23 protein-coding genes, 5 tRNA genes and 1 pseudogene are annotated in these 22,742 nt (G+C 33.5%); 25 read left to right on the top strand and 4 right to left on the bottom strand.

What is annotated here, in order from left to right; genetic code table 11:
• The first annotated feature begins 105 nt into the window (after positions 1 to 105).
• Positions 106 to 1,725, top strand: coding sequence for an amidohydrolase (locus tag ACXGSQ_RS17495; protein ID WP_458627418.1), 1,620 nt, complete (start codon positions 106 to 108; stop codon positions 1,723 to 1,725).
• A gap of 75 nt (positions 1,726 to 1,800) precedes the next feature.
• On the opposite strand, the pseudogene ACXGSQ_RS17490 reads toward ACXGSQ_RS17495, so the two are convergent.
• The 3 genes and pseudogenes from ACXGSQ_RS17490 to ACXGSQ_RS17480 all read right to left on the bottom strand — a co-directional run bounded on the left by ACXGSQ_RS17490 (position 1,801) and on the right by ACXGSQ_RS17480 (position 3,122).
• Positions 1,801 to 2,171: pseudogene (locus ACXGSQ_RS17490) on the bottom strand (GxxExxY protein).
• Between the two features lie 14 nt (positions 2,172 to 2,185).
• Complete coding sequence (locus tag ACXGSQ_RS17485; RefSeq protein ID WP_458629379.1) at positions 2,186 to 2,320, bottom strand: GxxExxY protein; 135 nt, start codon at positions 2,318 to 2,320, stop codon at positions 2,186 to 2,188.
• Between the two features lie 106 nt (positions 2,321 to 2,426).
• Entirely contained in the window at positions 2,427 to 3,122 is a 696-nt protein-coding gene (locus tag ACXGSQ_RS17480; protein WP_458627417.1) for a class I SAM-dependent methyltransferase, read from the bottom strand.
• An 81-nt stretch (positions 3,123 to 3,203) separates the two neighbouring features.
• On the opposite strand from ACXGSQ_RS17480, the gene ACXGSQ_RS17475 reads away from it, so the two are divergent.
• From ACXGSQ_RS17475 to ACXGSQ_RS17460, 4 genes are read left to right on the top strand one after another with little or no spacing between them, the layout of a single operon-like run.
• Complete coding sequence (locus tag ACXGSQ_RS17475) at positions 3,204 to 3,698, top strand: YkgJ family cysteine cluster protein (protein ID WP_458627416.1); 495 nt, start codon at positions 3,204 to 3,206, stop codon at positions 3,696 to 3,698.
• Between the two features lie 52 nt (positions 3,699 to 3,750).
• Positions 3,751 to 4,650 (top strand): hypothetical protein, encoded by a 900-nt coding sequence (locus ACXGSQ_RS17470; protein WP_458627415.1) that lies wholly within the window; start codon positions 3,751 to 3,753, stop codon positions 4,648 to 4,650.
• Positions 4,651 to 4,656: 6 nt separating this feature from the next.
• The gene (locus ACXGSQ_RS17465) at positions 4,657 to 5,496 is read left to right on the top strand and encodes a sterol desaturase family protein (RefSeq protein ID WP_458627414.1); all 840 of its coding nucleotides are present in this window, start codon (positions 4,657 to 4,659) and stop codon (positions 5,494 to 5,496) included.
• The gene (locus ACXGSQ_RS17460; protein ID WP_458627413.1) at positions 5,462 to 6,352 is read left to right on the top strand and encodes a glycerophosphodiester phosphodiesterase; all 891 of its coding nucleotides are present in this window, start codon (positions 5,462 to 5,464) and stop codon (positions 6,350 to 6,352) included. The genes ACXGSQ_RS17465 and ACXGSQ_RS17460 overlap by 35 nt, the downstream gene beginning before the upstream one ends.
• Positions 6,353 to 6,354: 2 nt before the next feature.
• On the opposite strand, the gene ACXGSQ_RS17455 is transcribed toward ACXGSQ_RS17460, so the two are convergent.
• Complete coding sequence (locus tag ACXGSQ_RS17455) at positions 6,355 to 7,632, bottom strand: exo-beta-N-acetylmuramidase NamZ family protein (protein WP_458627412.1); 1,278 nt, start codon at positions 7,630 to 7,632, stop codon at positions 6,355 to 6,357.
• Between the two features lie 8 nt (positions 7,633 to 7,640).
• On the opposite strand from ACXGSQ_RS17455, the gene ACXGSQ_RS17450 reads away from it, so the two are divergent.
• The 20 genes from ACXGSQ_RS17450 (at position 7,641) to nusG (ending at position 22,685) form a co-directional block, all read left to right on the top strand.
• Entirely contained in the window at positions 7,641 to 8,873 is a 1,233-nt protein-coding gene (locus tag ACXGSQ_RS17450; protein ID WP_458627411.1) for an ABC transporter permease, read from the top strand.
• 128 nt (positions 8,874 to 9,001) lie between these two features.
• The gene (locus ACXGSQ_RS17445; protein ID WP_458627410.1) at positions 9,002 to 9,982 is read left to right on the top strand and encodes a PLP-dependent cysteine synthase family protein; all 981 of its coding nucleotides are present in this window, start codon (positions 9,002 to 9,004) and stop codon (positions 9,980 to 9,982) included.
• 171 nt (positions 9,983 to 10,153) lie between these two features.
• On the top strand, positions 10,154 to 11,266 hold the full coding sequence (locus ACXGSQ_RS17440; RefSeq protein ID WP_458627409.1) for a methyltransferase: 1,113 nt from the start codon (positions 10,154 to 10,156) through the stop codon (positions 11,264 to 11,266).
• A 252-nt stretch (positions 11,267 to 11,518) separates the two neighbouring features.
• Positions 11,519 to 11,845 carry a hypothetical protein gene (locus tag ACXGSQ_RS17435; RefSeq protein ID WP_458627408.1) on the top strand — a complete coding sequence of 109 codons (327 nt, stop codon included), beginning with the start codon at positions 11,519 to 11,521 and terminating at the stop codon, positions 11,843 to 11,845.
• A 67-nt stretch (positions 11,846 to 11,912) separates the two neighbouring features.
• The gene (locus ACXGSQ_RS17430) at positions 11,913 to 13,190 is read left to right on the top strand and encodes a DUF2851 family protein (protein WP_458627407.1); all 1,278 of its coding nucleotides are present in this window, start codon (positions 11,913 to 11,915) and stop codon (positions 13,188 to 13,190) included.
• 96 nt (positions 13,191 to 13,286) lie between these two features.
• Positions 13,287 to 13,514, top strand: coding sequence for a PspC domain-containing protein (locus ACXGSQ_RS17425; RefSeq protein WP_458627406.1), 228 nt, complete (start codon positions 13,287 to 13,289; stop codon positions 13,512 to 13,514).
• Positions 13,515 to 13,529: 15 nt separating this feature from the next.
• Positions 13,530 to 14,552: a potassium channel family protein gene (locus ACXGSQ_RS17420; RefSeq protein WP_458627405.1), complete on the top strand. Its 1,023-nt coding sequence runs from the start codon at positions 13,530 to 13,532 to the stop codon at positions 14,550 to 14,552.
• 110 nt (positions 14,553 to 14,662) lie between these two features.
• Positions 14,663 to 16,288, top strand: coding sequence for an alanine/glycine:cation symporter family protein (locus tag ACXGSQ_RS17415; RefSeq protein ID WP_458627404.1), 1,626 nt, complete (start codon positions 14,663 to 14,665; stop codon positions 16,286 to 16,288).
• A 17-nt stretch (positions 16,289 to 16,305) separates the two neighbouring features.
• On the top strand, positions 16,306 to 17,193 hold the full coding sequence (locus ACXGSQ_RS17410) for a ComEA family DNA-binding protein (protein ID WP_458627403.1): 888 nt from the start codon (positions 16,306 to 16,308) through the stop codon (positions 17,191 to 17,193).
• Between the two features lie 13 nt (positions 17,194 to 17,206).
• Positions 17,207 to 18,373, top strand: coding sequence for an acyl-CoA dehydrogenase family protein (locus ACXGSQ_RS17405; RefSeq protein WP_458627402.1), 1,167 nt, complete (start codon positions 17,207 to 17,209; stop codon positions 18,371 to 18,373).
• 112 nt (positions 18,374 to 18,485) lie between these two features.
• Positions 18,486 to 19,376: a tyrosine-type recombinase/integrase gene (locus tag ACXGSQ_RS17400; protein WP_458627401.1), complete on the top strand. Its 891-nt coding sequence runs from the start codon at positions 18,486 to 18,488 to the stop codon at positions 19,374 to 19,376.
• 68 nt (positions 19,377 to 19,444) lie between these two features.
• The gene (hpf, locus tag ACXGSQ_RS17395) at positions 19,445 to 19,747 is read left to right on the top strand and encodes a ribosome hibernation-promoting factor, HPF/YfiA family (RefSeq protein ID WP_458627400.1); all 303 of its coding nucleotides are present in this window, start codon (positions 19,445 to 19,447) and stop codon (positions 19,745 to 19,747) included.
• Positions 19,748 to 19,858: 111 nt separating this feature from the next.
• A tRNA-Thr gene (locus ACXGSQ_RS17390) sits at positions 19,859 to 19,932 on the top strand.
• Between the two features lie 40 nt (positions 19,933 to 19,972).
• Positions 19,973 to 20,054, top strand: a tRNA-Tyr gene (locus tag ACXGSQ_RS17385).
• A gap of 152 nt (positions 20,055 to 20,206) precedes the next feature.
• Positions 20,207 to 20,279, top strand: a tRNA-Gly gene (locus ACXGSQ_RS17380).
• A 72-nt stretch (positions 20,280 to 20,351) separates the two neighbouring features.
• Positions 20,352 to 20,423, top strand: a tRNA-Thr gene (locus tag ACXGSQ_RS17375).
• Positions 20,424 to 20,496: 73 nt separating this feature from the next.
• Positions 20,497 to 21,684, top strand: a complete 1,188-nt coding sequence (tuf, locus tag ACXGSQ_RS17370) for an elongation factor Tu (protein ID WP_458627399.1) — start codon at positions 20,497 to 20,499, stop codon at positions 21,682 to 21,684.
• A gap of 115 nt (positions 21,685 to 21,799) precedes the next feature.
• Positions 21,800 to 21,872, top strand: a tRNA-Trp gene (locus ACXGSQ_RS17365).
• Between the two features lie 52 nt (positions 21,873 to 21,924).
• A complete protein-coding gene (gene secE / locus ACXGSQ_RS17360; protein ID WP_458627398.1) occupies positions 21,925 to 22,119 on the top strand; it encodes a preprotein translocase subunit SecE in 195 nt (64 codons plus the stop codon).
• A gap of 20 nt (positions 22,120 to 22,139) precedes the next feature.
• Complete coding sequence (gene nusG / locus ACXGSQ_RS17355; protein WP_458627397.1) at positions 22,140 to 22,685, top strand: transcription termination/antitermination protein NusG; 546 nt, start codon at positions 22,140 to 22,142, stop codon at positions 22,683 to 22,685.
• The last annotated feature ends 57 nt before the right edge of the window (positions 22,686 to 22,742 follow it).

Below are 22,742 nucleotides of genomic sequence, written 5' to 3'. Positions count from 1 at the left end.
TCGAATAATATCAGTTTTATAAAATCGTTCGCGATGGATTTATAATCAAAACGATAAGACTGATAGCGAAGATTCACGGATACATAAAAACCTAATAGAATCACCATGAGTAAAAAACTATTCACAATCCTAGTATTACTAAGCATTTTTGCTTGTCAAGAAAACAAAGAACAAGCTGATTTAATTGTAACAAATGCCAATATTTATACAGTTGATGATAGCTTTAGTAAGGCCGAATCATTCGCTGTTAAAGATGGAAAAATAATTGCTGTTGGCACAACTTCTGAAATCGATAATACATACAAAGCTAACGATACCCTTAATGCTGAAGGCAAAACTATTGTACCGGGATTAATAGATGCACATTGTCACTTTTTAGGTTTAGGACTAGACCAACTAGCTGTAGATTTAGTTGGAACAAAAAGTTTTGAGGACGTTGTAAAACGGGTTTTAGATTTTCAGAATGAAAGAAATAACGAATTTATTTTTGGTCGAGGTTGGGACCAAAATGACTGGGAAGAGAAGGAATTTCCAAATAAACGCTTATTAGATAAACTTTACCCCAATACACCTATTGCATTAGTACGTATTGATGGCCATGCCATATTAGCAAATCAAGCTGCTTTAGATTTAGGAAATGTAACCGTAAATTCTAAAATTGAAGGAGGAGAAGTTGTTGTTGAGAATGGTGAACTTACTGGTATTTTAGTAGATAATGCAGAAATGTTGGTGATGGAACATTGGCCACAACCTACACGAAACGATGTGACTAATGCTTTATTAGAAGCACAAAAATTATGTTTCGATTTGGGGTTAACAACGGTTGATGATGCCGGATTAAATAAAGAAGCTATTGAACTTATTGATAGTCTTCACAAATCAGGAGAATTAAAAATGCGTATTTATGCCATGGTTTCTGCGTCTGAAGATAATCTGGATTACTTTTTAGATAAAGGAGTTACTAAAACAGATTACCTAAATGTACGTTCGTTTAAGTTTTACGCAGATGGAGCTTTAGGGTCTCGAGGAGCGATGTTAAGAGAACCGTATTCAGATAAACCTGGCCATTTCGGATTACTAGTTACAGATTTAGAAACTCTAAGCAAGTCGGCCGAACGTATTGCTAATTCAGAATTTCAAATGAATACACATGCTATTGGCGATTCAGCTAATCATGCCGTTTTACAATCCTATACTAAAGTATTAGAAGGAAAAGACGATAGACGTTGGCGTGTAGAACATGCGCAAATTGTATCACCTGAGGATTTTGAATTGTATAAAAACATTATGCCTTCCATACAACCAACTCATGCTACAAGTGATATGTATTGGGCAGAAGATAGAGTCGGATCAGAACGATTAAAAGGAGCTTATGCTTATAAGCAATTATTAGAAGCTTATGGTAAGGTGGCTCTAGGAACCGATTTTCCTGTGGAGCGTGTTAGTCCGTTTTTAACCTTTTATGCCGCTGTGGCAAGACAAGATTTAGAAGGATTTCCGGAAGGAGGTTTTCAAATGGAAAATGTTCTAAGCAGAGAGGAAGCTTTAAGAGGCATGACGATTTGGGCGGCCTATTCTAATTTTGAGGAAAATGAAAAAGGAAGTATTGAAGTTGGGAAGTTTGCTGATTTTATAATCTTAGATAAAGACATCATGACTGTTGATGCTAAAAAGATACCAAATATTAAAGTTTTGAAGACTGTTGTTGGTGGTGAGGTGCAGTGATTATAAGTTGTAGCACAAAGTTCCACAAAGAAGGCACAAAGTTTCACAAAGATAATGCCTCTTGAGTGAGAATTTTTATAGAATCACGCGTCGGATTCCATTTTTTAGTGTTGTAACATGGAAATTTAAAAGCAATCCTAATTTATAATTTCCAAGTTTTAAGTAGGTTAATACTTGTGCTAAATGAACATCAGAGAATGCTTCAACAGTTTAATTTCTATGACTACCTTGTTTTCGACAAGTAAATCGATTCTATAGCTGTGATCTAACTTTATCTCTTTATAAATTATAGGTAATGCTTTTTCTTTTAGAACTGAAAGACCAGCTTTCTTCAATTCATATAATAAACACTCTTGATAAGCCGATTCTAATAACCCTGGGCCAAGTTGTTTGTGCACTTCTATTGCACAACCTAAAATGATATTTGATAATTTATTCTCATGCATAAGTATAAAAGTATCTAATTAATTTTAAATTGAACTTGGTGTCTTTTGTGCCTTCTTTGTGGAACTTTGTGTAATATACACTCTTGATAAGCCGATTCTAATAATTCTGGGCCAAGTTGTTTGTGTACGTCTATTGCACAACCTAAAATGTATTTGATAATTTATTCTCATCCATAAGTATAAAAGTATCTAATTAATTTTAAATTGAATTTGGTGTCTTTTGTGCCTTCTTTGTGGAACTTTGTGCAATAACCTCTAAAATACCCGAGCCAAATAATCAAAATGCTCACCATCCATGACCTTCTCACACTTCAAACCAACTGTTAAACAAGCAGTTTTCAAGGTTTCAAAATCGAGATACAACCATTTCATAGGGACTTCTTTTTCGCCTTTATACGATAAGAAATAATCTAATTCACCTGGATAACCTTGGTTGAGGTCTAGCCACATACCGCCATCGTCATCTTCATACATATATGAAATATCCGAAGAGTCAATTAAAATTTGACCATCAGGATTTAAAAGTGACTTTAAATGCTTTAAGTAGTTAGCTACTTCAGATAATTCTTGGAAAATTCCTGTACCATTCATCAATAGTAAAATAGTATCAAAACTTTCGGTTTCTTCTAAAAGTGGTTTTAATTCAACATTTAAAACACCACGTTTCATAGCGACTTCAACTGCACCTTTAGAACTATCAATAGCTTTTACTTTGACACCGCGTTCTTGTAGCCACAACGCATGACTTCCAGAACCACAGCCAACATCTAAAATTCGTCCTTTAGCCAACAGTAATGCTTTCTGTTCTAGTTTTGGCATTTCAGAATAGCCTCTAAATAAATACGGTAATGGTAAGACATCCTCGTCTGATATATTAGTAGATGTGATAATGTCTTCTGAATAATTTCCGTTTTGATAGTCTAATAATGCGTTTCCGAATAGGTCTTTCATATATAATTGGTGTTGAATGCGAGTTCTATTGATTTCAATTTTTCTCTAAGTTGTATCGAGAACTTTACTTAAATTTGTTACATGCAAGACCAAATTAATAATCTTCCTAAGCTCGCCAAAGATAAGCATAAGGAGAATAAAACCTTTTTTACCAAGCTAAAAAAGAAACCACCAAAACAGTTAGATTATCTTATGCAAGAATTGCATGAGGAAGAATTTGAACGTACCGACTGTTTAAAGTGTGCCAATTGTTGTAAAACAACTGGGCCATTATTTACGGCAAAGGATATTCAACGGATAGCCAAATTCTTCAAAATGAAAGAACGGCAGTTTATTGAAACCTACTTGCGCTTGGATGAAGAAAACGATTATGTGTTGCAATCGGTGCCTTGTACATTTTTAGGAGCAGATAATTACTGTTCTATTTATGATGTACGACCAAAGGCATGTAGTGAATTTCCCCATACAGATCGGAAAAAGTTTCAACAGATCTCTAATTTAACGTTGAAGAATGTTGCTATTTGTCCTGCCGCTTATAATATTGTAGAGGAAATGAAAAAGAGAATTCAGTTGTAATGGGTATTGTATTCGGAATAATTTTTGATACTTAACAGATAAAACCAATGCTATGAAGAATTTAGTTATAAAATTACTGTTTCTACTGTTTGCTTTCAATTTATCGCATTCGCAAGCTTGGATGACCAATTTAGATATTGCTCAGAAATTAGCCTTAACTCAGAATAAAATGGTATTGATGGTTTGGGAAGAAAGTACCAAGTACCCTTATACGGTTTTAGTTAATGATGATGCTGGAAAAACTGTTTTTGTTGAAAATTTATTCGAAAGTGAAATCCTAAGCCCTCTAATCTGGAAGCATTTTGTGCCCGTAATTGTTAGTGAGTATAAGTATGCAGACTTATATGCAAAAATTAAGGACAATCGATCGCAAAAATATATTGATAAGTTTAATGATGATTCTATTAAAATCATGGATGTTAATGGAAATATTTTAAATCTTTCTAGTGATCCAGATAATTATCAGAATATTACCACTTTAATTCAAGATTACTCGCTAGATACGTCGTTTTTATCGGCTGAACTAATAGGTTATAAAACAGAAAAAGATTTTTATTCGGCCTATTATTTAGCCTCTAAATATTTCGATTTTGCGATGTATATGAGAGAAACGATTAGACCAGCGTTAATCGATTTAGGAATTATTTATTTAAATGAAGCTTCTGAACTAGCAGCAATTAGCACAACTGAAAATCAGCAAGTCTTAACACAGCGCGTCGAACTTCTTAGTATTCAACAATACTTAATAGAAAAACGACCAAAAAAGGTGCTTAGGCTACTAAAACGTATGGATGCTGAACATGTAGAAGCGAATAATACGGCCTTTGCTGCTTTTTTATATTATACAGCTTATCAAATCTTAAACGATGAAACTCGTGCTGCATTATGGAAGTCTAAAATTTCTTCAGTAAATTTGAAGAAAGCCCAATTGCTGATTAATCTTAATTCTTAAACCTGATTGGAAAATATTATCACATATTTCGAAACCATTCCTTCGTCTCACCGAAGTCTTATTTTAGTTGGAGGATTGACATTCTTTTGGTTACTAGAAGGAGGTATTCCATTATTTAAGTTTAAATACAAAAAATGGAAACATGCGATTCCAAATCTCTTTTTTACCCTTACAACAATAATTATAAATTTTGCTTTGGCATTTTTACTGTTATGGATGTCAGATTGGGTAACAGCCCATAATTTCGGCATTATAAATTGGTTACCACAAATGCCGTTATGGTTGTATGCGTTGCTAGGAGTTGTGTTACTCGATTTTTTTGGGGCCTATTTAGCACATTATGTAGAGCATAGAGTTAAACCACTTTGGATGGTGCATTTAGTGCATCATACGGATCATAGTGTAGATACAACTACAGGAAATCGGCATCACCCAATAGAAAGTGTCATTCGGTTTTCGTTTACGTTACTTGGTGTTTTTATCGTTGGGACTCCAATTGCCTTAGTTATGATCTACCAAGCACTATCACTTATATTTACCCAGCTTACACATGCTAATATTAAAATGCCAAAAGGTTTAGATAAAGCATTAAGTTATGTGATTGTTTCACCAGATATGCATAAAATCCATCACCATTACAGATTGCCATATACCGATTCTAACTATGGAAATATCTTTAGTATTTGGGACCGTATGTTAGGCACCTATAGGTATATGGATCGCGAAAAGTTGATTTATGGAGTGGATGTGTTTCCAGATGAAGTTAAAAATGGAAATATTAAAGAGCTATTAAAACAACCCTTTCAGAACTATGAAAAATCAACGCTTTCAGCAGATGAAAACTAATACCATTATCGTCTTAATAATCTTATGTATGAGTTGTAATTCTAGTAAGCAAATTGATATTCAAGGCCACAGAGGTTGTAGAGGTATGTTGCCAGAAAATTCGTTGCCTGCTTTTGAAAAGGCTATTGATTTAGGAGTGCATACTTTGGAATTAGACATTGTAATTTCTAAAGATCATAAGGTTGTAGTTTCTCACGAACCTTATATGAATCCAATTATATGTCTAAATCCTAAAGGAGAAATTCTGCCTGATAACTCAGAAGACACATATAATTTATATCACATGAATTATGATGAAATTAAACAATTTGATTGTGGTTCAAAATTTCATCCAACGTATCCTCAGCAAGAAAAATTAAAGACTTACAAGCCATTATTGTCTGAAGTTTTTGATTTGGTTAAAACTAAAGATTCAGAGGTTAGGTTGAATATTGAAATTAAATCTGAAACTTCATATTATGATGTTTTTACGCCACAACCTGAAGCTTATGTGAAATTAGTTCTAGACGAAATTAAAAAAAACGAAATGCTCAATCGTGTAAATTTGCAATCCTTTGATGTGGTTATTCTCGAAGAAATTAAAAAACAATCACCAAAAATGAAGGTGGCCTTGTTAGTTGAAGATAACGAAACGATTGATGAAAAACTTAAAATGGTATCCTTCAAACCAGAAATTATTAGTCCCTATTTTAAACTTCTTACCGAAGCATCTGTTGCAAACTATCAAAATAATGGGTTTAAAGTAATTCCTTGGACTATTAACGCAGAAGAAGACATGAAGCTCATGCAATCTTGGGCTGTAGATGGTATTATTACAGACTATCCAGATCGGCTTATTAAAATCCTAAAACAATAGATTTATTTATAAAGTAAATACTGACGGCGTACTTTTTTATAAGCATCTAAATCGTTTTGCCAAGTTGCTTTAATTTCAGCTTCACTTAAACCTGCTTCAATCTGTTTTTGTAAGGTTGCAGTTCCGGCATGAGTCGTAAAATTAGCTGTATTAAATACTTTGGTTTTATCAGTAGCATGGTGATAAGCATCCATAATATATTTCAAAGTAAAATGACGTTCTGCCTTTACTTTAGATAAATCAACTCCATAGCAAACTTCATTTTTATGTTTTGGATGTTTAGATCCAAAATTAGGAACAGGCGTATAATTAAACGTATAATAGTTTTTATCTAAAAACGAAGCTCCGTAACGTTGAAACTGAAACTCAGTACCTCTACCAGCATTGATATTGGTGCCTTCAAACAAACCTAAACTCGGATATAGTGCAATAGATTGGTCGTTTGGTAAATTTGGAGACGGTCTTATGGGTAAGTTATACCTGCTATTGTGATTATAGTTTTGCATTTCAACAATAGTAATATCACAAGTGATACCATTAGTTAACCACGCTTCTCCATTTATCATTTTTGCATATTCGCCAATGGTCATACCATGAACCAAAGGAATGGGATGCATCCCTAAAAAACTACTGTGCTTTTGTTCTAAAACAGGACCATCAATATAATTACCATTCGGGTTTGGTCGATCTAATATTAAAAGCGGAATATTTTGTTCGGCACAAGCTTCCATAATATAATGCAACGTAGAGATGTAAGTATAAAATCGAACACCCACATCCTGAATGTCAAAAACCATCATGTCGACATCTTCGAGTTGTGCTTTGGTTGGTTTTTTGTGTTTGCCATGTAGTGAATATATGGCTAAACCTGTTTTGGTGTCTTTACCATCTTTTACCAATTCACCAGCATCTGCTGTACCTCTAAAACCATGTTCTGGTGAAAATACTTTCGCTATATCAATATCTAAACGCAGTAACGAATCTACGATATGCGTATAGCTTTTAGCTTTAAAAACCACGCTTGTCTGATTAGCAACCACAGCCACACGCTTTCCTTTTAAAAGGGGTAAATATGTGGATGTTCTGTTGGCTCCAACAATAATTGGTTGATTGGTGTCATTGTTTACTGGGTAGGTTGTAAATGTGCCCTTATCTGCTAAGTCCTTTTGCGTTGTGCTTCCAACATCTCGCTTTACACTATTTCCACATGAAAATGTTACAACGAAAATCCCAATAATTATAGAGAATAAAACTGTATTTTTGAAAACCTTTAAAAGCATATCTAAGAGTGAATTTCGAGTTATTTATAGCTAAACGTATAATTGGCAATAAAACGTATAAAAGTAGTGTTTCGGCACCAATAATTAAAATTGGTATCGCGGCAATTGCTATAGGTATTATTGTAATGCTCATTGCAATTGCCACAGGTATTGGCTTGCAACAAAAGATTAGAGATAAAGTTGTGGCATTTAACGGTCATGTAGAAATTACAAATTACGATACCAATGCGTCAGACGAATCGCAAGTGCCCATTTCTATAAATCAAGATTTTTATCCAAATTTCACAGCTGTAGAAGGCATCAAACACATACAAGGTGTGGCTCAGAAATTTGCGGTGATTAGAACAGAAACGGATTTTGAAGGAGTCATTGTAAAAGGAGTCGGAGCGGATTACAGTTGGGATTATTTTAAAGAGTTTTTAATTGAAGGCCGACTTCCAGACTTTACAAAAGAACGTAACGAAGAAATTTTAATCTCTAATTATTTAGCAAATAGATTAGATTTTAAAGTTGGAGATAAATTTCAAACCTTATTCGGTAACCCATTAAATGATAGACCACGTATTATTAATTTTGAAATTGTTGGGATTTATAATTCGGGTTTTCAGGAGCTTGATGAAAAGTTTTGTATTGCAGACTTAAGGCATATTCAGCGTATTAATAAATGGGAACCTGATCAAATAGGGAGTTTTGAGGTTTTTATAGATGACTTTTCTAAAATTGAAGAAAAAACGGTAGAAATCTACAAGGAGGTGCCTTCTTTAATGAATGCAACCTCTATTACCCGAAAATATTATACCATTTTTGAATGGATTAAGATTTTTGATAACAATACGTATGGTATTATAGCTATTATGATTATTGTCGCTGGTATCAATATGATTACCGCATTGCTCGTTTTAATTTTAGAACGTACGCAAATGATTGGTATATTAAAAGCCTTAGGAAGTTCTAATTGGACCATTAGAAAAGTGTTTCTTTATAACGCGTCTTACTTAATTGGTTTAGGTTTACTTTGGGGGAATACAATAGGTTTAGGTTTATTATTTGCACAGAAATATTTTAAATTATTTCCGTTAAATCCAGATACCTATTATGTCAATAATGCTCCTGTTTATATCAGTTGGGATTATATAATTCTACTAAACATAGGCACGTTTGTAGCCTGTTTGTTAATGCTCTTAATTCCTTCTATAATTATTTCTAAAATTTCGCCAGTAAAAGCGATTCGATTTGATTAATATCTCATTTTTTTTTGCAAAAGGCAAAAGGCAAAAGGCAAAAGGTAAAAAGCAAAAAAAAACATAACGAACTTTTAACTTTATACTTTTAAGATTTCACTTATTTTTGCACCTTCGAAAAAACAACTATGGACTACGCAGAAAATATATTAGGTACAATAGGAAATACACCATTAGTTAAAATGAATAAACTAGTGGAAGATTTACCTTGTTTAGTACTTGCTAAATACGAAACTTTTAACCCAGGAAATTCAGTTAAAGACCGTATGGCCTTACAGATGATTGAAGATGCAGAAGCAGATGGACGATTGAAGCCTGGAGGAACAATCATTGAAGGAACATCTGGAAACACAGGCATGGGATTGGCCTTAGCTGCTATAGTAAAAGGTTACAAATGTATTTTTGTAATGGCAGATAAACAATCTAAAGAAAAGGTAGATATAATGCGTGCTGTTGGTGCGGAAGTTATTGTATGTCCAACTGCAGTAGAACCAGATGATCCAAGAAGTTATTATTCTGTATCAAAACGATTAGGAGAAGAAACACCAAATTCTTGGTATGTAAACCAATATGACAATCCAAGTAATGCCAAAGCGCATTACGAAAGTACAGGGCCAGAAATCTGGAAACAAACAGATGGCAAGGTTACGCATTTTGTGGTTGGTGTTGGTACTGGTGGAACGATTTCTGGTGTTGGAAAATACCTAAAAGAACAAAACCCAAATATTAAAGTTTGGGGAGTAGATACTTATGGTTCGGTATTTAAAAAATACCACGAAACTGGAATATTTGATGAAAAAGAAATCTATCCTTATGTGACAGAAGGTATAGGTGAAGATATCTTACCTAAGAATGTAGATTTTGATATTATTGATGGTTTTACTAAAGTGACTGATAAAGATGCTTGTGTTTACACACAACGTTTAGCAAAAGAAGAAGGGATGTTTTTAGGGAATTCTGCAGGTTCTGCTATAAAAGGAGTGTTGCAATTAAAAGAGCATTTTAAACCAGATGATGTCGTTGTGGTCTTATTTCATGATCATGGAAGTCGTTATGTTGGTAAAATGTTTAATGACGATTGGATGCGTGAGATGGGGTATATCGATTAATACAATTGCTGCGAAGGCAGGAATCTCATTATATAAAAAATAAAAATCCTGATTTCATTATCAGGATTTTTTTGGTTTAACCCCTTTTGAAAGGGTTAGTTGTTACTATTTGTCTTATTTTCAATTTAATAGAAAATAATTCAATGTTATTTCCTTCTTAATTTATCATAGTTGGCAGAAGCATTTACCTACCTTCACCCAAAAGGGAAACCAATTATAATGACAGATCTTAAAATAAATAAACCACAACCATTTTTGCCGCTAAAAGATGTCACTATATATAATAGAGGAGAAGACATAAAAAGTATTATTAATGTACTAGAAGCAGGTAATCCTGTTTTAATTACTGAGTTTTATAATAACGGATCTGTATTGCTAAGTGGTTTACAAGAACATCTAAACAGAACATTACCTAATACATCATTTAAGGAGCAACGTGCATATCGTGCCATTTATCGTAAGCTTTCCAACCTTATAATTGTAGAAATTGAAAATCATAAATTAGTAGCAAAGAAGGCTCCTGTTGTTGGCTGGTTTAAAAAATTATATCCAGAAACGAGCGATTTTTTATTAACCCTTCCCCAAGTACAAGGTTTAAACAGTGCTTGGCAATGGTACACAAACGGGATAACAATACCAGGATTGCGAAATAAAATTCATCCGTATTACGGAACGTATTTTCCAACACGCTTTGAGCATTTAGAATTGTTTGATAATTGGCTAAAACGTTACAGCGGTCCTAAAAAATCCGCCATAGATGTTGGTGTTGGTAGCGGTGTTTTAGCACTACAAATGGTAAAGTATGGATTTCAAAAGATTTTTGCAACAGATACAAATCCTAATGCTATAATTGGTTTAACAGAAATGATGGGAGATACCAAACTCTCTCGAAAAATAGAACTCGACTTTGGATCGCTTTTTGGCAAATGGACAAATAAAACAGAACTCATTGTTTTTAATCCGCCTTGGTTAGCCGAAACCCGAGATCTAAATAATTTAGATGCAGCGATTTATTATAATGATACTTTGTTTTCAGACTTTTTCCAAGCCGCAAAGCAACTATTATTGCCAGATGGAAAGTTGGTACTTATCTTCTCTAATTTTGCACAAATTACAGGTGTCGCCAAATCCAATCCTATTGAACAAGAAATTGCTAAAGGCGGACGGTTTCAATTAGAAAAGTGTTATAAGAAAAACGTTAAAAAAGGATCAGAAAAAACGAAGCGAAGCTTAGAGTATCGTAAGACTGAAGCGGTAGAACTTTGGGTGTTGACTCATATTTAAGTCCTGTAAAATATAAATTAGTTTAGCTCTTTTTTTTTGCCATTTAATAGTCTTCTAGTCTTTATTTTGAGATGTATTCTACAAGTTTAAAATTTGGAATTTATTATATGAAAATCATAAGTTCAGAGGGGTTGATATGACTAAGAAGTTGGTAAAAGCCTGGGGTATAGTGTTTTTAATATTAAAAGTGATATAAGTTATTTGCAGAGTGCTCAATGTAAATTATCTTAGAGGAATAAAAATTCATGCTTTATGAAAACGTCTAAATATCAATCACACAAAAAAATCTATTGGGTTTTAATCATACTATCCTTAGTTATTGAGTATCTCTTTTATAGTGTTCTAAAAAATGAGTTCTCGTTATTCTTTCTTGTTTGTTTTTCAGGTGTACCTTTCTTATTATTTGCAACGGGGTGTTTTGGCTTATTATGGCCAAAAATTAAACCAGAAGGAGATGATGAGGTTTATATTAGTCACTCTTTAATTATAGGATTACTTTTTATAATTATGTTTTTTATGCATGTTTGGATTATTTTACCAAATATTTGTCCTGAATTTGGAACCCTTTTAGGGATATAGGAGTCATGATTAAGAGTGATTTAAGATTAATTTATGTTTTTTGTGGTATAAATTTTATTTTAGCTATATGCAAGAAGACTTCCTTCATTACATATGGAAATATAAAGCCTTCAATACATCTTTGTTAAAAACAACAAAAGATGAGTCTATTGCTATTGCTAATTTAGGTCAGCACAATCATAATGCTGGTCCAGATTTTTTCAATGCGCAATTAAGTATTGCAAATCAACTTTGGGCAGGTAATGTTGAGATTCATATTAAATCTTCAGATTGGTATGTGCATAATCATGAAACGGATAAAGCCTATGATAACGTCATTCTTCATGTCGTTTGGGAACACGATACCGAAATCTTTAGAAAAGACAATTCAGAAATTCCTACTTTAGAACTAAAACACTACGTTGATAAAACCTTACTTTATAAGTATCAAAAACTGATGCAATCAAAATCGTGGATTAATTGCGAATCTGATTTCAACAATGTTGATGATTTTCTACTTACTAATTGGCTAGAGCGTTTGTATATAGAACGCCTAGAGCAAAAATCAGAAACCATTCGGTACTTATTAAAGTCTTCTAATAATGATTGGGAAGCGGTCTTATTCAAGATGCTATTGAAAAACTTTGGATTGAAAGTAAATGGTGAGCCTTTCCTAAGTTTAGCCAATTCTATTGATTTTTCAATAATAAGAAAATTGCAAAATGATGTTCTAAATCTGGAAGCCTTGTTTTTTGGACAATCGCGTTTACTAGAAGAAAACGACATTGAAGATATTTATTTCATAGACCTTAAACAACGATATGGATTCCTAAAACGGAAATTTAATCTAGATAACAAAGGGGTTATGCCTTTACAATTTTTTAGATTGAGGCCACCAAATTTTCCAACCATACGTTTATCGCAATTTGCCAATTTGTACAATTCAGAACCAAATTTGTTCTCAAAAGTGATGGATTTAAATACACTTGAGGAGTTGTATAAATTCTTTGGTAAAGGAGTGACGCAATTTTGGATGACCCATTATACGTTTGCCAAATCTTCAAAGCCTTATAAAAAAGGAATGACCAAGTCGTTTATAGATTTATTAATCCTCAATACGCTTATACCATTGAAATTTAGCTATGCTAAAGCAAAAGGGAAGTCAATTGAAGATCATATATTTGAGCTTATAAAAGACATTAAGATGGAAACTAATAGTATTGTTTCTAAATTTCTAGACTTAAAAACTATAGAGAAAAACGCGCTAAATTCTCAAGCTTTATTGCAGTTAAAGCATCAGTACTGCGATAAAAATAAGTGTTTACAATGTGCTATTGGTAATAGCTTTATTGTGAAAATTAAGTAACTTGCAACTTCAAGAGCACATGTTAAACGTTTTATCATCCAGTGGAATGATGATAACGAACAACAGGCATCCTAAATAAACAATAGATATAAACTCATGAAATGGTTCTATAATCTCTTATTGTATTTCCAAAAACGTGGCTATTACGTTTGTCAACGTATAGCCGATCGTTTAGGGATTAGAGCAAAAATTGTAAGAACTTCTTTTATATACCTTACATTTGTTACGGTAGGTTTTGGATTTGCACTCTATTTGTTCTTAGCATTTTGGATGCGTATTAAGGATATCGTTTATACAAAACGATCTTCAGTTTTCGATTTATGATTTTAGAGGTATACCATGGATAATCCGCTTTTAAGACTTTACAGGTCTAAGATTTACACTGCTATACTGATGTTGGCCTTGTTGCTTTGTATAGGTGTCTTTGGCTATAGATTTATTTCTGGCTACGAGTGGCTCGATGCCGTTTATATGACGGTAATTACAGTTACAACTGTTGGGTTTGCAGAAGTCATACCTCTTGATCCACAATCTAAAATTTTTACTATTTTTTTAATTTTAACCAGTGTCGTAATTGTGGGTTATGCCATTTCTATCATAACCGATTATATTCTCAATAGAAATAATTTTGAAGACATAAAACAACGTAAGATGCAGAAGAAAATAGATGCCATGACCAATCATATTATCATTTGCGGTTATGGACGCAATGGTAAACAGGCAGCCAAGAAATTATTAGCTTATAATAAGCCTTTTGTTATTATTGAGCGCAATAAAGAAGTGATTGAAAAATTTGAAGACGAAGCAATTCTATTTGTCCTAGGAAATGCGAATGAAGATGAAATACTTTTTACAGCAGGTATTGAAAAAGCGAGTACTTTAATTTGTGCTTTACCAAATGATGCGGATAATTTATTTGTGGTGTTATCTGCAAGGCAGATTAATAAAAATCTTAAAATAATTAGTAGGGCTTCTGAAGAGACATCTTATAATAAACTAAAATTGGCAGGTGCAGATAATGTTATTCTGCCAGATAAAATAGGTGGTGATCATATGGCTTCCTTAGTGGTAATCCCAGATTTAGTAGAGTTTATAGATAATTTAGGTGTTATTGGAGAACGAAATATCAACATTGAAGAAGTAAAAGTAGAGTTGCTTTATAATGCCCAACAAGCCAAAACAATTAGAGACCTAGATTTACGTAAAAAATCAGGGTGTACTGTCATTGGTTTTAAAGATGCTAAAGGCGAATACATTGTTAACCCAGAAGCAGATACCAAGTTGGTTCCTGGTTCTAAAATAATTGTATTAGGACGGCCTGAACAGATTATGAGATTGAATTCTGAATACAAAATTGAATAATCATTACATTCATTTTATGAGTCTATACTTTACAGGCTCATTTTTTTTTTGCATCTTGTCATCTTTAAAATGCAATAACTAACCATTAAACTAACTAATAACTATAACTCATGAAGAAATATCTTCTATCAATTTTTACAATTTTAATACCGTTTTTGACTTTTGCCCAAGAAACAACTTCCGAAAAAATTGATGCTATTTTTAAGGATTACACGGGCTGGTTTGTTGAGGCTGTTTTTTATGAAATTCCATTTTCAGAAACTTATAAAATTCCTTGGGTACTTATCGTGCTAATTGGTGGGGCATTGTTTTTTACTATTTATTTTAAATTTATCAATATCACAGGTTTTAGAATGGCTATTAGAGTTGTTAGAGGACAGTATGAAGATATTGAAAAACATGGTGCAGATACATTATATGGTGATAATACAGCCAATGAAGGTGAAAACATAATTGAAACCATGAGAGATGATGGTGCAGATGGGGAAGTATCGCATTTTCAGGCTTTAACAGCGGCTTTGTCTGCAACCGTAGGCTTAGGGAATATTGCTGGTGTTGCTGTTGCATTATCTATTGGTGGACCAGGAGCTACCTTTTGGATGATTTTTGCAGGATTATTAGGGATGGCTTCAAAGTTTGCTGAATGTACACTTGGTGTAAAATATAGAGATGTTGGAGAAGATGGTACTGTTTATGGTGGTCCAATGTATTACCTAACCAAAGGATTAAAATCTAAAGGTATGGGAGGTTTTGGTAAAGTATTAGCTGTGCTATTTGCCATATTTGTTATAGGTGGCTCTTTTGGTGGAGGAAACATGTTTCAAGCTAATCAAGCAGCTGCACAATTTGTTAAAGTATTCGATTTAGATCCAGCATCTAACGCAGGGATGTATTTTGGTTTAGTTATGGCTGCTCTTGTAGCGGTTGTGATTATTGGTGGAATTAAGCGTATTGCTAAGGTGACCGAAAAAGTTGTGCCTTTTATGGCAGGAATATATGTGTTAGCTTCCTTAATTATATTAGGAGCGAATTTTAGCTTAATCGACGATGCGTTTGCATTGATATATGAAGGTGCATTCTCAGGATTGGGAATAGCAGGTGGTCTTGTTGGTGTGATGATTCAAGGTATTAGAAGAGGAGCTTTTTCTAACGAAGCAGGTGTTGGGTCTGCTGCAATTGCACATTCAGCTGTTCGTACAAAATATCCGGCGTCTGAAGGGATTGTTGCCCTTTTAGAACCTTTTGTAGATACCGTTGTAATTTGTACAATGACTGCGTTAGTAATTGTAATTACTAATTTTGATGGTGGTTTTATGGAATATGGTGTTGAGATTAAAGAAGGTGTCGAAATTACAGCAACCGCATTTGATTCTGTGATTCCTCACTTCTCAATTGTACTTACTATTGCAGTAATCTTATTTGCATTCTCAACAATGATTTCTTGGTCTTACTACGGAATGCAAGGTTGGGTATTCTTATTTGGAAAAGGAAAAATATCAGATTTAGCGTATAAAATATTATTTTTATTCTTTGTAGTTGTTGGTGCTTCTATTAGTTTGGGAGCTGTTATTAATTTTTCAGATGCTATGATCTTTGCGATGGTAGTTCCTAATATTATAGGTGTTGTAATATTATCTCCAATTATTAAAATGGAATTGAAGAAATATTATAAAGCAATTAATGTTAAACACGATGCCATAGAAGAAGGTGCAGATGATTTAAACGAGATGTTATAAAAAAAACGATTATACATATGAAATCCCATTTCCAGTTTTCTAATAAACAACGGAGTGGGATTTTTTTGTTGTTAGCTATCATTCTAATTGTACAATGTCTCTATTGGTTTGCACCAAATATCTTCTCTCCGACAGCTAATGACCTTCCTGAAAATCGAAAGCAATTAGATGCTTTTAAAAAAGAATTAGATTCCCTTCGTTTAGTAGAAATTGAGAAGAGAAAACCGAAGATTTACCCATTCAATCCCAATTATATTACGGATTATAAAGGGTATACTTTAGGGCTGAGTAATGAGGAAATTGATAGACTTCATAAGTTTAGAGAAAGCGACCAATGGGTGAATTCTGCCAAGCAATTTCAAGAGGTTACTAAAGTGTCAGACTCTTTATTAGACGCTATTTCTCCATATTTTAAGTTTCCAGTTTGGGTGACAAAACCTAAAGTTAAGTATCAAGAGTACACTAAGGCGCATTCAAACGCAACAAAACCTAAATCATTTACTCAGAAAATCGATCTAAATATAGCCACGGCTGATCAATTAAAGAGAGTGTATGGTGTTGGTGAAAAATTATCGGAGCGGATTATTAAATATAGAAATCGACTTAAAGGAGGGTTTGCTGCAGATATAGAATTGAGTGAAATTTATGGTTTGTCGCCAGAAGTCATTGAACGTATTAAAGAAGATTTTACGGTTAAGACACCTCGAGCAATTAAAACGCTTAATCTTAATACGGCAACTCGAGATGAATTAGTAACTATAAAGTATATCGATTACGAAATCGCACATAGTATTATTGAAGAACGAACTTTAAGAGAAGGCTTTAGATATTTAGATGAATTATCAAAAGTTCAAGATTTTCCCATCAAAAAAATAGAGATAATTAAGTTATATTTGCATCTATAACAAACACTAATTTATGTCTAATTTATATTTCACAGAAGAGCACAATTTATTCAGAGAGAGTCTCCGAAATTTCTTGCAAAAGGAAGTAGTACCACATATTGATAAATGGGAAGAAACGGGTCATATAGAACGTTTCATCTGGAAAAAATTTGGCGATATGGGCTATTTTGGATTAGCTTATCCAGAAAAATATGGAGGATTAGATTTAGATTTATTTTATACCGTTATCTTTTTAGAAGAATTACAACGCATTAACTCTGGCGGATTTGCTGCAGCAATGTGGGCGCATGCCTATTTAGCAATGACGCATTTGAATAAAGAAGGAGATGAAGCGATTAAAGAAAAATATTTGGCGGATAGTATTTCTGGTGATCAAATAGGATGTCTTTGTATTACAGAACCTTTTGGAGGTAGTGATGTTGCGGGTATGCGTACAACAGCGGTTAAAGAAGGAGATACCTATGTTATTAATGGATCTAAAACCTTTATTACAAATGGGGTTTATAGTGATTATTTAGTTGTTGCCGCTAAAACAAATCCAGAATTAGGAAATAAAGGCATTAGTATTTTTGTAATGGATAGAGATACGCCTGGTATTTCAGCTACCAAATTAGATAAGTTGGGTTGGAGAGCGTCAGATACAGGAGAGATTGCCTTTGATAATGTGGTAATCCCAGCATCAAACTTAATGGGAGTAGAAGGACAAGGGTTTCCATATATTATGCAGCACTTTTCGTTAGAACGTTTAATTATGGGAGTCAATTCGCATGCTAGAGCAGAATATGCTTTAGAATACGCAAAGCAATACATGTCAGAAAGAACAGCTTTTGGAAGAACGATAGATAAGTTTCAAGCCTTAAGACATACCTATGCCGATTGCGAAACACAAATGGAAATTTGTAAGCAGTTTAACTATTACGTAGCAAAACGTTTAGATATGGGAGATTATGTGGTTAAAGAAGCAACGATGTCTAAACTACAATCCACTAAGATGGCAGATGATGTTATTTATCAGTGTCTTCAGTTTTTGGGAGGTTATGGTTATATGGAAGAATATCCATTAGCACGTATGTCTAGAGATAGTCGTTTAGGTCCAATTGGTGGTGGAACATCTGAGATATTAAAAGAAATTATAGCAAAAATGGTTATCGACAATAAGGATTATAAACCAGCAACATAATAAATAAGACCTATAACAAAATTAAAATCCTGCTTTACAGCGGGATTTTTTTGTGTTATAATCAAATTAGTTGGAGTTAATAGTTATATTTAAAATTCTTCAAATTGTAGTCATGAGTCTAAAATCGTTTTCAGATTATTTATTATTAGAAAAGAATTATTCTAAGCATACTGTATTAGCTTATACAAAAGATATCGAAAACTTTCAAGATTTCTTAAAGCAGCATCACAATTCTGAAAAAGTAGCACAAGTTGGTTATTCTGAAATACGACAATGGATTGTTACATTAGTAGATCGTAAAATTTCGAATAGAACCATTAATAGAAAAGTGTCATCATTGAACACCTATTATAAATTTTTACTAAAAACGGAAGACATTGATAGTAATCCTTTAAAAAAACATAAAGCTTTAAAAGTAGGAAAGAAGGTTCAACTTCCATTTTCAGAGCAAGAATTAAAGATTGTACTAGAAGACGCAATAGAAATTAATGATTTTGAAAGTGCTAGAAATCATTTGATAATTGAATTGTTTTATGCCACAGGAATTAGACGGATTGAACTGGTTAATTTGAAGTTGTCAGATATTGATAGTGGCAATAATCAAATAAAAGTAATTGGCAAACGCAATAAAGAGCGTTACATTCCTCTAATAGATACTATATCTAAATCTTTAAGGCGTTATTTAGGTTACAGGAGCAAATTGGAAAGGATAGAAGATAGAGAGGTTCTGTTTTTAACAAAAAAAGGTCTTAAAATTTACGAAAAGCTTGTTTACAGAATAATAAATAAGTATTTTAGTATTGCATCAACGAAAGCAAAATGTAGCCCTCATGTATTAAGGCATTCGTTTGCAACGCACTTACTGAACCAAGGTGCAGATTTAAACGCAATAAAAGAACTTCTTGGTCATACTAGCTTGGCAGCAACTCAAGTGTATACACACAATAGTATTGCCGAATTAAAAAAAGTGCATGCTAAAGCACATCCAAGAAATCAGCGTTAAACTAACTTATGATTTATGAATTGGTGTTAAAACCAATAATTATACATGTTTAATTTAAAATAAACTAAATGAAAGTAAACACACAATCCGTTAATTTTACGGCAGATAGCAAGCTAATTGATTTTATTCAGAAACGAATGGATAAGCTAGAGATGTTCTATGATAAAATAATTCAGTCCGATGTATATTTAAAAGTCGAAAATACCAGCGATAAAGAGAATAAAATCTTTGAAGTTAAGCTAAGTGTACCTGGAGATAGCTTTGTAGTGAAGAAACAATGTAAATCTTTTGAGGAAGGTGCAGATGCCGCAATAGCCTCATTAGGAAGACAAATCAAAAAACGAAAAGAAAAATTAAGAGCACATAGTTAAATTTTTTTCAAAAAATGTTTTGATTAAAAAAATAAAATCTTACATTTGCAGTCCGTTAGAAATAGCGGGCTTTTTTGTACTCTCTTTTTTGAGGTGAAAAAGTAAGAAAAAGCCGATGTAGCTCAGCTGGCTAGAGCAGCTGATTTGTAATCAGCAGGTCGTGGGTTCGAGTCCCTCCATCGGCTCTTTAAGAGTTTAGTTTTTGAAATATTGAAATTGTGTTTTGGGGAGATACTCAAGCGGCCAACGAGGGCAGACTGTAAATCTGCTGACTACGTCTTCGCAGGTTCGAATCCTGCTCTCCCCACAATAATTTTAGATATGTGATTTTAAAATTGCATTTTTATAATTGAAAGGATTGGTCATTAATCCTAGATTGCTAATTAAAGCAAAGTAATCTAAGTAGAAAATGATATTTGAAATATTGAAACCCTTAGTTAAGGAAACTTAATTATAAATGCGAGAGTAGCTCAGTTGGTAGAGCGTCAGCCTTCCAAGCTGAATGTCGCCGGTTCGAACCCGGTCTCTCGCTCTAAAATTTACGAGTATAATACGCGTGATTTTCACTTCGTAAATCTAACCAATCGGTAATCGTAAATGAAAAGCCGGTGTAGCTCAGGGGTAGAGCGTTTCCTTGGTAAGGAAGAGGTCACGAGTTCAATTCTCGTCATTGGCTCTTTTTTTTCTAAGATACATTTAGAATAACAATTGAACACTAATAATAAAATTAAGATTAAAATAAATTAAACATGGCAAAGGCAACTTTCGATCGTTCAAAACCACACTTGAATATTGGTACTATTGGACACGTAGATCACGGTAAAACAACTTTAACTGCTGCTATTACTAAAGTATTAGCTGATGCAGGTTATTCAGAAGCAAGATCATTCGATCAGATTGATAATGCACCTGAAGAAAAAGAAAGAGGTATTACAATTAATACTTCACACGTAGAATATGCAACTAATAATCGTCACTACGCTCACGTTGACTGTCCAGGTCACGCGGATTACGTAAAGAACATGGTTACTGGTGCTGCTCAGATGGATGGTGCTATTTTAGTTGTTGCTGCAACAGATGGTCCTATGCCTCAAACTCGTGAGCATATCTTACTTGGTCGTCAGGTAGGTATTCCTCGTATCGTTGTATTCATGAATAAAGTGGATATGGTTGATGATGAAGAGTTATTAGAATTAGTTGAAATGGAAATCAGAGATTTATTATCATTCTATGAGTATGATGGTGATAATGGTCCTGTAATTGCAGGTTCTGCTTTAGGTGCACTTAATGGTGAACAAAAATGGGTTGATACAGTTTTAGAATTAATGGAAGCTGTTGATAACTGGATTGAAGAGCCTACTCGTGATATGGATAAGCCTTTCTTAATGCCTATCGAAGATGTATTCTCTATTACAGGTCGTGGTACTGTTGCAACTGGTCGTATTGAAACTGGTGTAGCTAACACAGGAGATCCTGTTGAGATCATTGGTATGGGTGCTGAGAAATTAACATCTACTATTACTGGTATTGAAATGTTCCGTCAAATATTAGATAGAGGAGAAGCTGGTGATAATGCTGGTATCTTATTAAGAGGTATTGAGAAATCTCAAATCTCTAGAGGTATGGTAATCTGTAAGCCAGGTTCTGTAACACCACACGCTAAATTTAAAGCTGAGGTTTATATCCTTAAAAAAGAAGAAGGTGGACGTCACACTCCATTCCATAATAACTATCGTCCACAGTTCTACGTACGTACAACTGACGTAACTGGAAACATTGCGCTTCCTGATGGAGTTGAAATGGTAATGCCAGGTGATAACTTAACAATTACTGTTGAGTTGATTAACACAATTGCAATGAACGTAGGTTTACGTTTCGCTATCCGTGAAGGTGGTAGAACAGTTGGTGCTGGTCAGGTTACTGAGATATTAGACTAAATAATATAGTTAAATAATTAATTAAGGTGTCTCGATATTTCGGGACGCCTTGATTATTGTTTACAGGTTTGGCTGATCTGATAGAGATATTAGAAGGATAAAGCGAAATCTTAATACGGGTTTAGCTCAGTTGGTAGAGCACTGGTCTCCAAAACCAGGTGTCGTGAGTTCGAGTCTCTCAACCCGTGCAAAGAAATATAAACGGATTAATGTTTAATCCTTAATAAAAGTAATAATCAAATGGCAGGATTAATAACATATATAAAAGAATCGTTTGCAGAGTTAAAGAACAATGTGTCATGGACACCATGGCCCGAAGCTCAAAAGTTAACGGTGATTGTAGCTGTGTTTTCAATTATTTTTTCATTAGCTATTTGGGGTGTTGATACTGTTTTTAGTAGAGCAGTAAAAGCTTATTTTGAAATGATTCACTAACAAGTATACACGAAGAGGATATGTCTGATAAAAAATGGTATGTTGTTAGAGCGGTAAGCGGTCAAGAAAACAAAATCAAGTCTTATATTGAAAGTGAAATTTCAAGATTAGGTTTAGAGGATTATGTTGATCAGGTTTTAGTACCAACCGAAAAAGTAATTCAAATACGTAACGGAAAAAAAATTAACAAAGAAAAAGTTTATTTTCCAGGTTATATTATGGTTCAAGCCAATTTAAGTGGTGAGATCCCTCACATTATCAAATCAATTACTAATGTGATTGGTTTCTTAGGTGAAACAAAAGGTGGTGATCCTGTGCCACTAAGACAGTCTGAAGTTAACAGAATGTTAGGTAAGGTAGATGAATTGTCTGTTGAAGCAGATGCTAATGTAGCAATTCCGTTTACAAAAGGTGAAACTGTTAAAGTTATCGATGGTCCATTTAACGGATTTGATGGTACTATTGAGAAAATTAATGAAGAAAAGCGTAAGCTTGAGGTAATGGTTAAGATATTTGGAAGAAAAACACCATTAGAATTGAGTTATATGCAAGTAGAAAAAGTTTAATAATTGTTACATAAAGAGCGTTTTATCTATGCTTCCAATATAGATAGGCGTAATAAA

It is taken from the genome of Winogradskyella sp. PC D3.3 (assembly GCF_054366245.1).
The sequence above is the reverse complement of the archived record's forward strand: the minus strand, read 5'-3'. Positions and strand labels throughout refer to the sequence as shown.

What these genes read in the sequence shown, in the direction of transcription:
- ACXGSQ_RS17495 (WP_458627418.1), top strand. Translation starts at nt 106, where the DNA reads ATGAGTAAAAAACTATTCACAATCCTAGTATTACTAAGCATTTTTGCT.
- ACXGSQ_RS17420 (WP_458627405.1), top strand. Translation starts at nt 13,530, where the DNA reads ATGGATAATCCGCTTTTAAGACTTTACAGGTCTAAGATTTACACTGCT.
- ACXGSQ_RS17480 (WP_458627417.1), bottom strand. Translation starts at nt 3,122, where the DNA reads ATGAAAGACCTATTCGGAAACGCATTATTAGACTATCAAAACGGAAAT.
- ACXGSQ_RS17400 (WP_458627401.1), top strand. Translation starts at nt 18,486, where the DNA reads ATGAGTCTAAAATCGTTTTCAGATTATTTATTATTAGAAAAGAATTAT.
- hpf (WP_458627400.1), top strand. Translation starts at nt 19,445, where the DNA reads ATGAAAGTAAACACACAATCCGTTAATTTTACGGCAGATAGCAAGCTA.
- ACXGSQ_RS17405 (WP_458627402.1), top strand. Translation starts at nt 17,207, where the DNA reads ATGTCTAATTTATATTTCACAGAAGAGCACAATTTATTCAGAGAGAGT.
- ACXGSQ_RS17425 (WP_458627406.1), top strand. Translation starts at nt 13,287, where the DNA reads ATGAAATGGTTCTATAATCTCTTATTGTATTTCCAAAAACGTGGCTAT.
- secE (WP_458627398.1), top strand. Translation starts at nt 21,925, where the DNA reads ATGGCAGGATTAATAACATATATAAAAGAATCGTTTGCAGAGTTAAAG.
- ACXGSQ_RS17455 (WP_458627412.1), bottom strand. Translation starts at nt 7,632, where the DNA reads ATGCTTTTAAAGGTTTTCAAAAATACAGTTTTATTCTCTATAATTATT.
- ACXGSQ_RS17410 (WP_458627403.1), top strand. Translation starts at nt 16,306, where the DNA reads ATGAAATCCCATTTCCAGTTTTCTAATAAACAACGGAGTGGGATTTTT.
- ACXGSQ_RS17475 (WP_458627416.1), top strand. Translation starts at nt 3,204, where the DNA reads ATGCAAGACCAAATTAATAATCTTCCTAAGCTCGCCAAAGATAAGCAT.
- ACXGSQ_RS17460 (WP_458627413.1), top strand. Translation starts at nt 5,462, where the DNA reads ATGAAAAATCAACGCTTTCAGCAGATGAAAACTAATACCATTATCGTC.
- ACXGSQ_RS17430 (WP_458627407.1), top strand. Translation starts at nt 11,913, where the DNA reads ATGCAAGAAGACTTCCTTCATTACATATGGAAATATAAAGCCTTCAAT.
- ACXGSQ_RS17415 (WP_458627404.1), top strand. Translation starts at nt 14,663, where the DNA reads ATGAAGAAATATCTTCTATCAATTTTTACAATTTTAATACCGTTTTTG.
- tuf (WP_458627399.1), top strand. Translation starts at nt 20,497, where the DNA reads ATGGCAAAGGCAACTTTCGATCGTTCAAAACCACACTTGAATATTGGT.
- ACXGSQ_RS17470 (WP_458627415.1), top strand. Translation starts at nt 3,751, where the DNA reads ATGAAGAATTTAGTTATAAAATTACTGTTTCTACTGTTTGCTTTCAAT.
- nusG (WP_458627397.1), top strand. Translation starts at nt 22,140, where the DNA reads ATGTCTGATAAAAAATGGTATGTTGTTAGAGCGGTAAGCGGTCAAGAA.
- ACXGSQ_RS17445 (WP_458627410.1), top strand. Translation starts at nt 9,002, where the DNA reads ATGGACTACGCAGAAAATATATTAGGTACAATAGGAAATACACCATTA.
- ACXGSQ_RS17435 (WP_458627408.1), top strand. Translation starts at nt 11,519, where the DNA reads ATGAAAACGTCTAAATATCAATCACACAAAAAAATCTATTGGGTTTTA.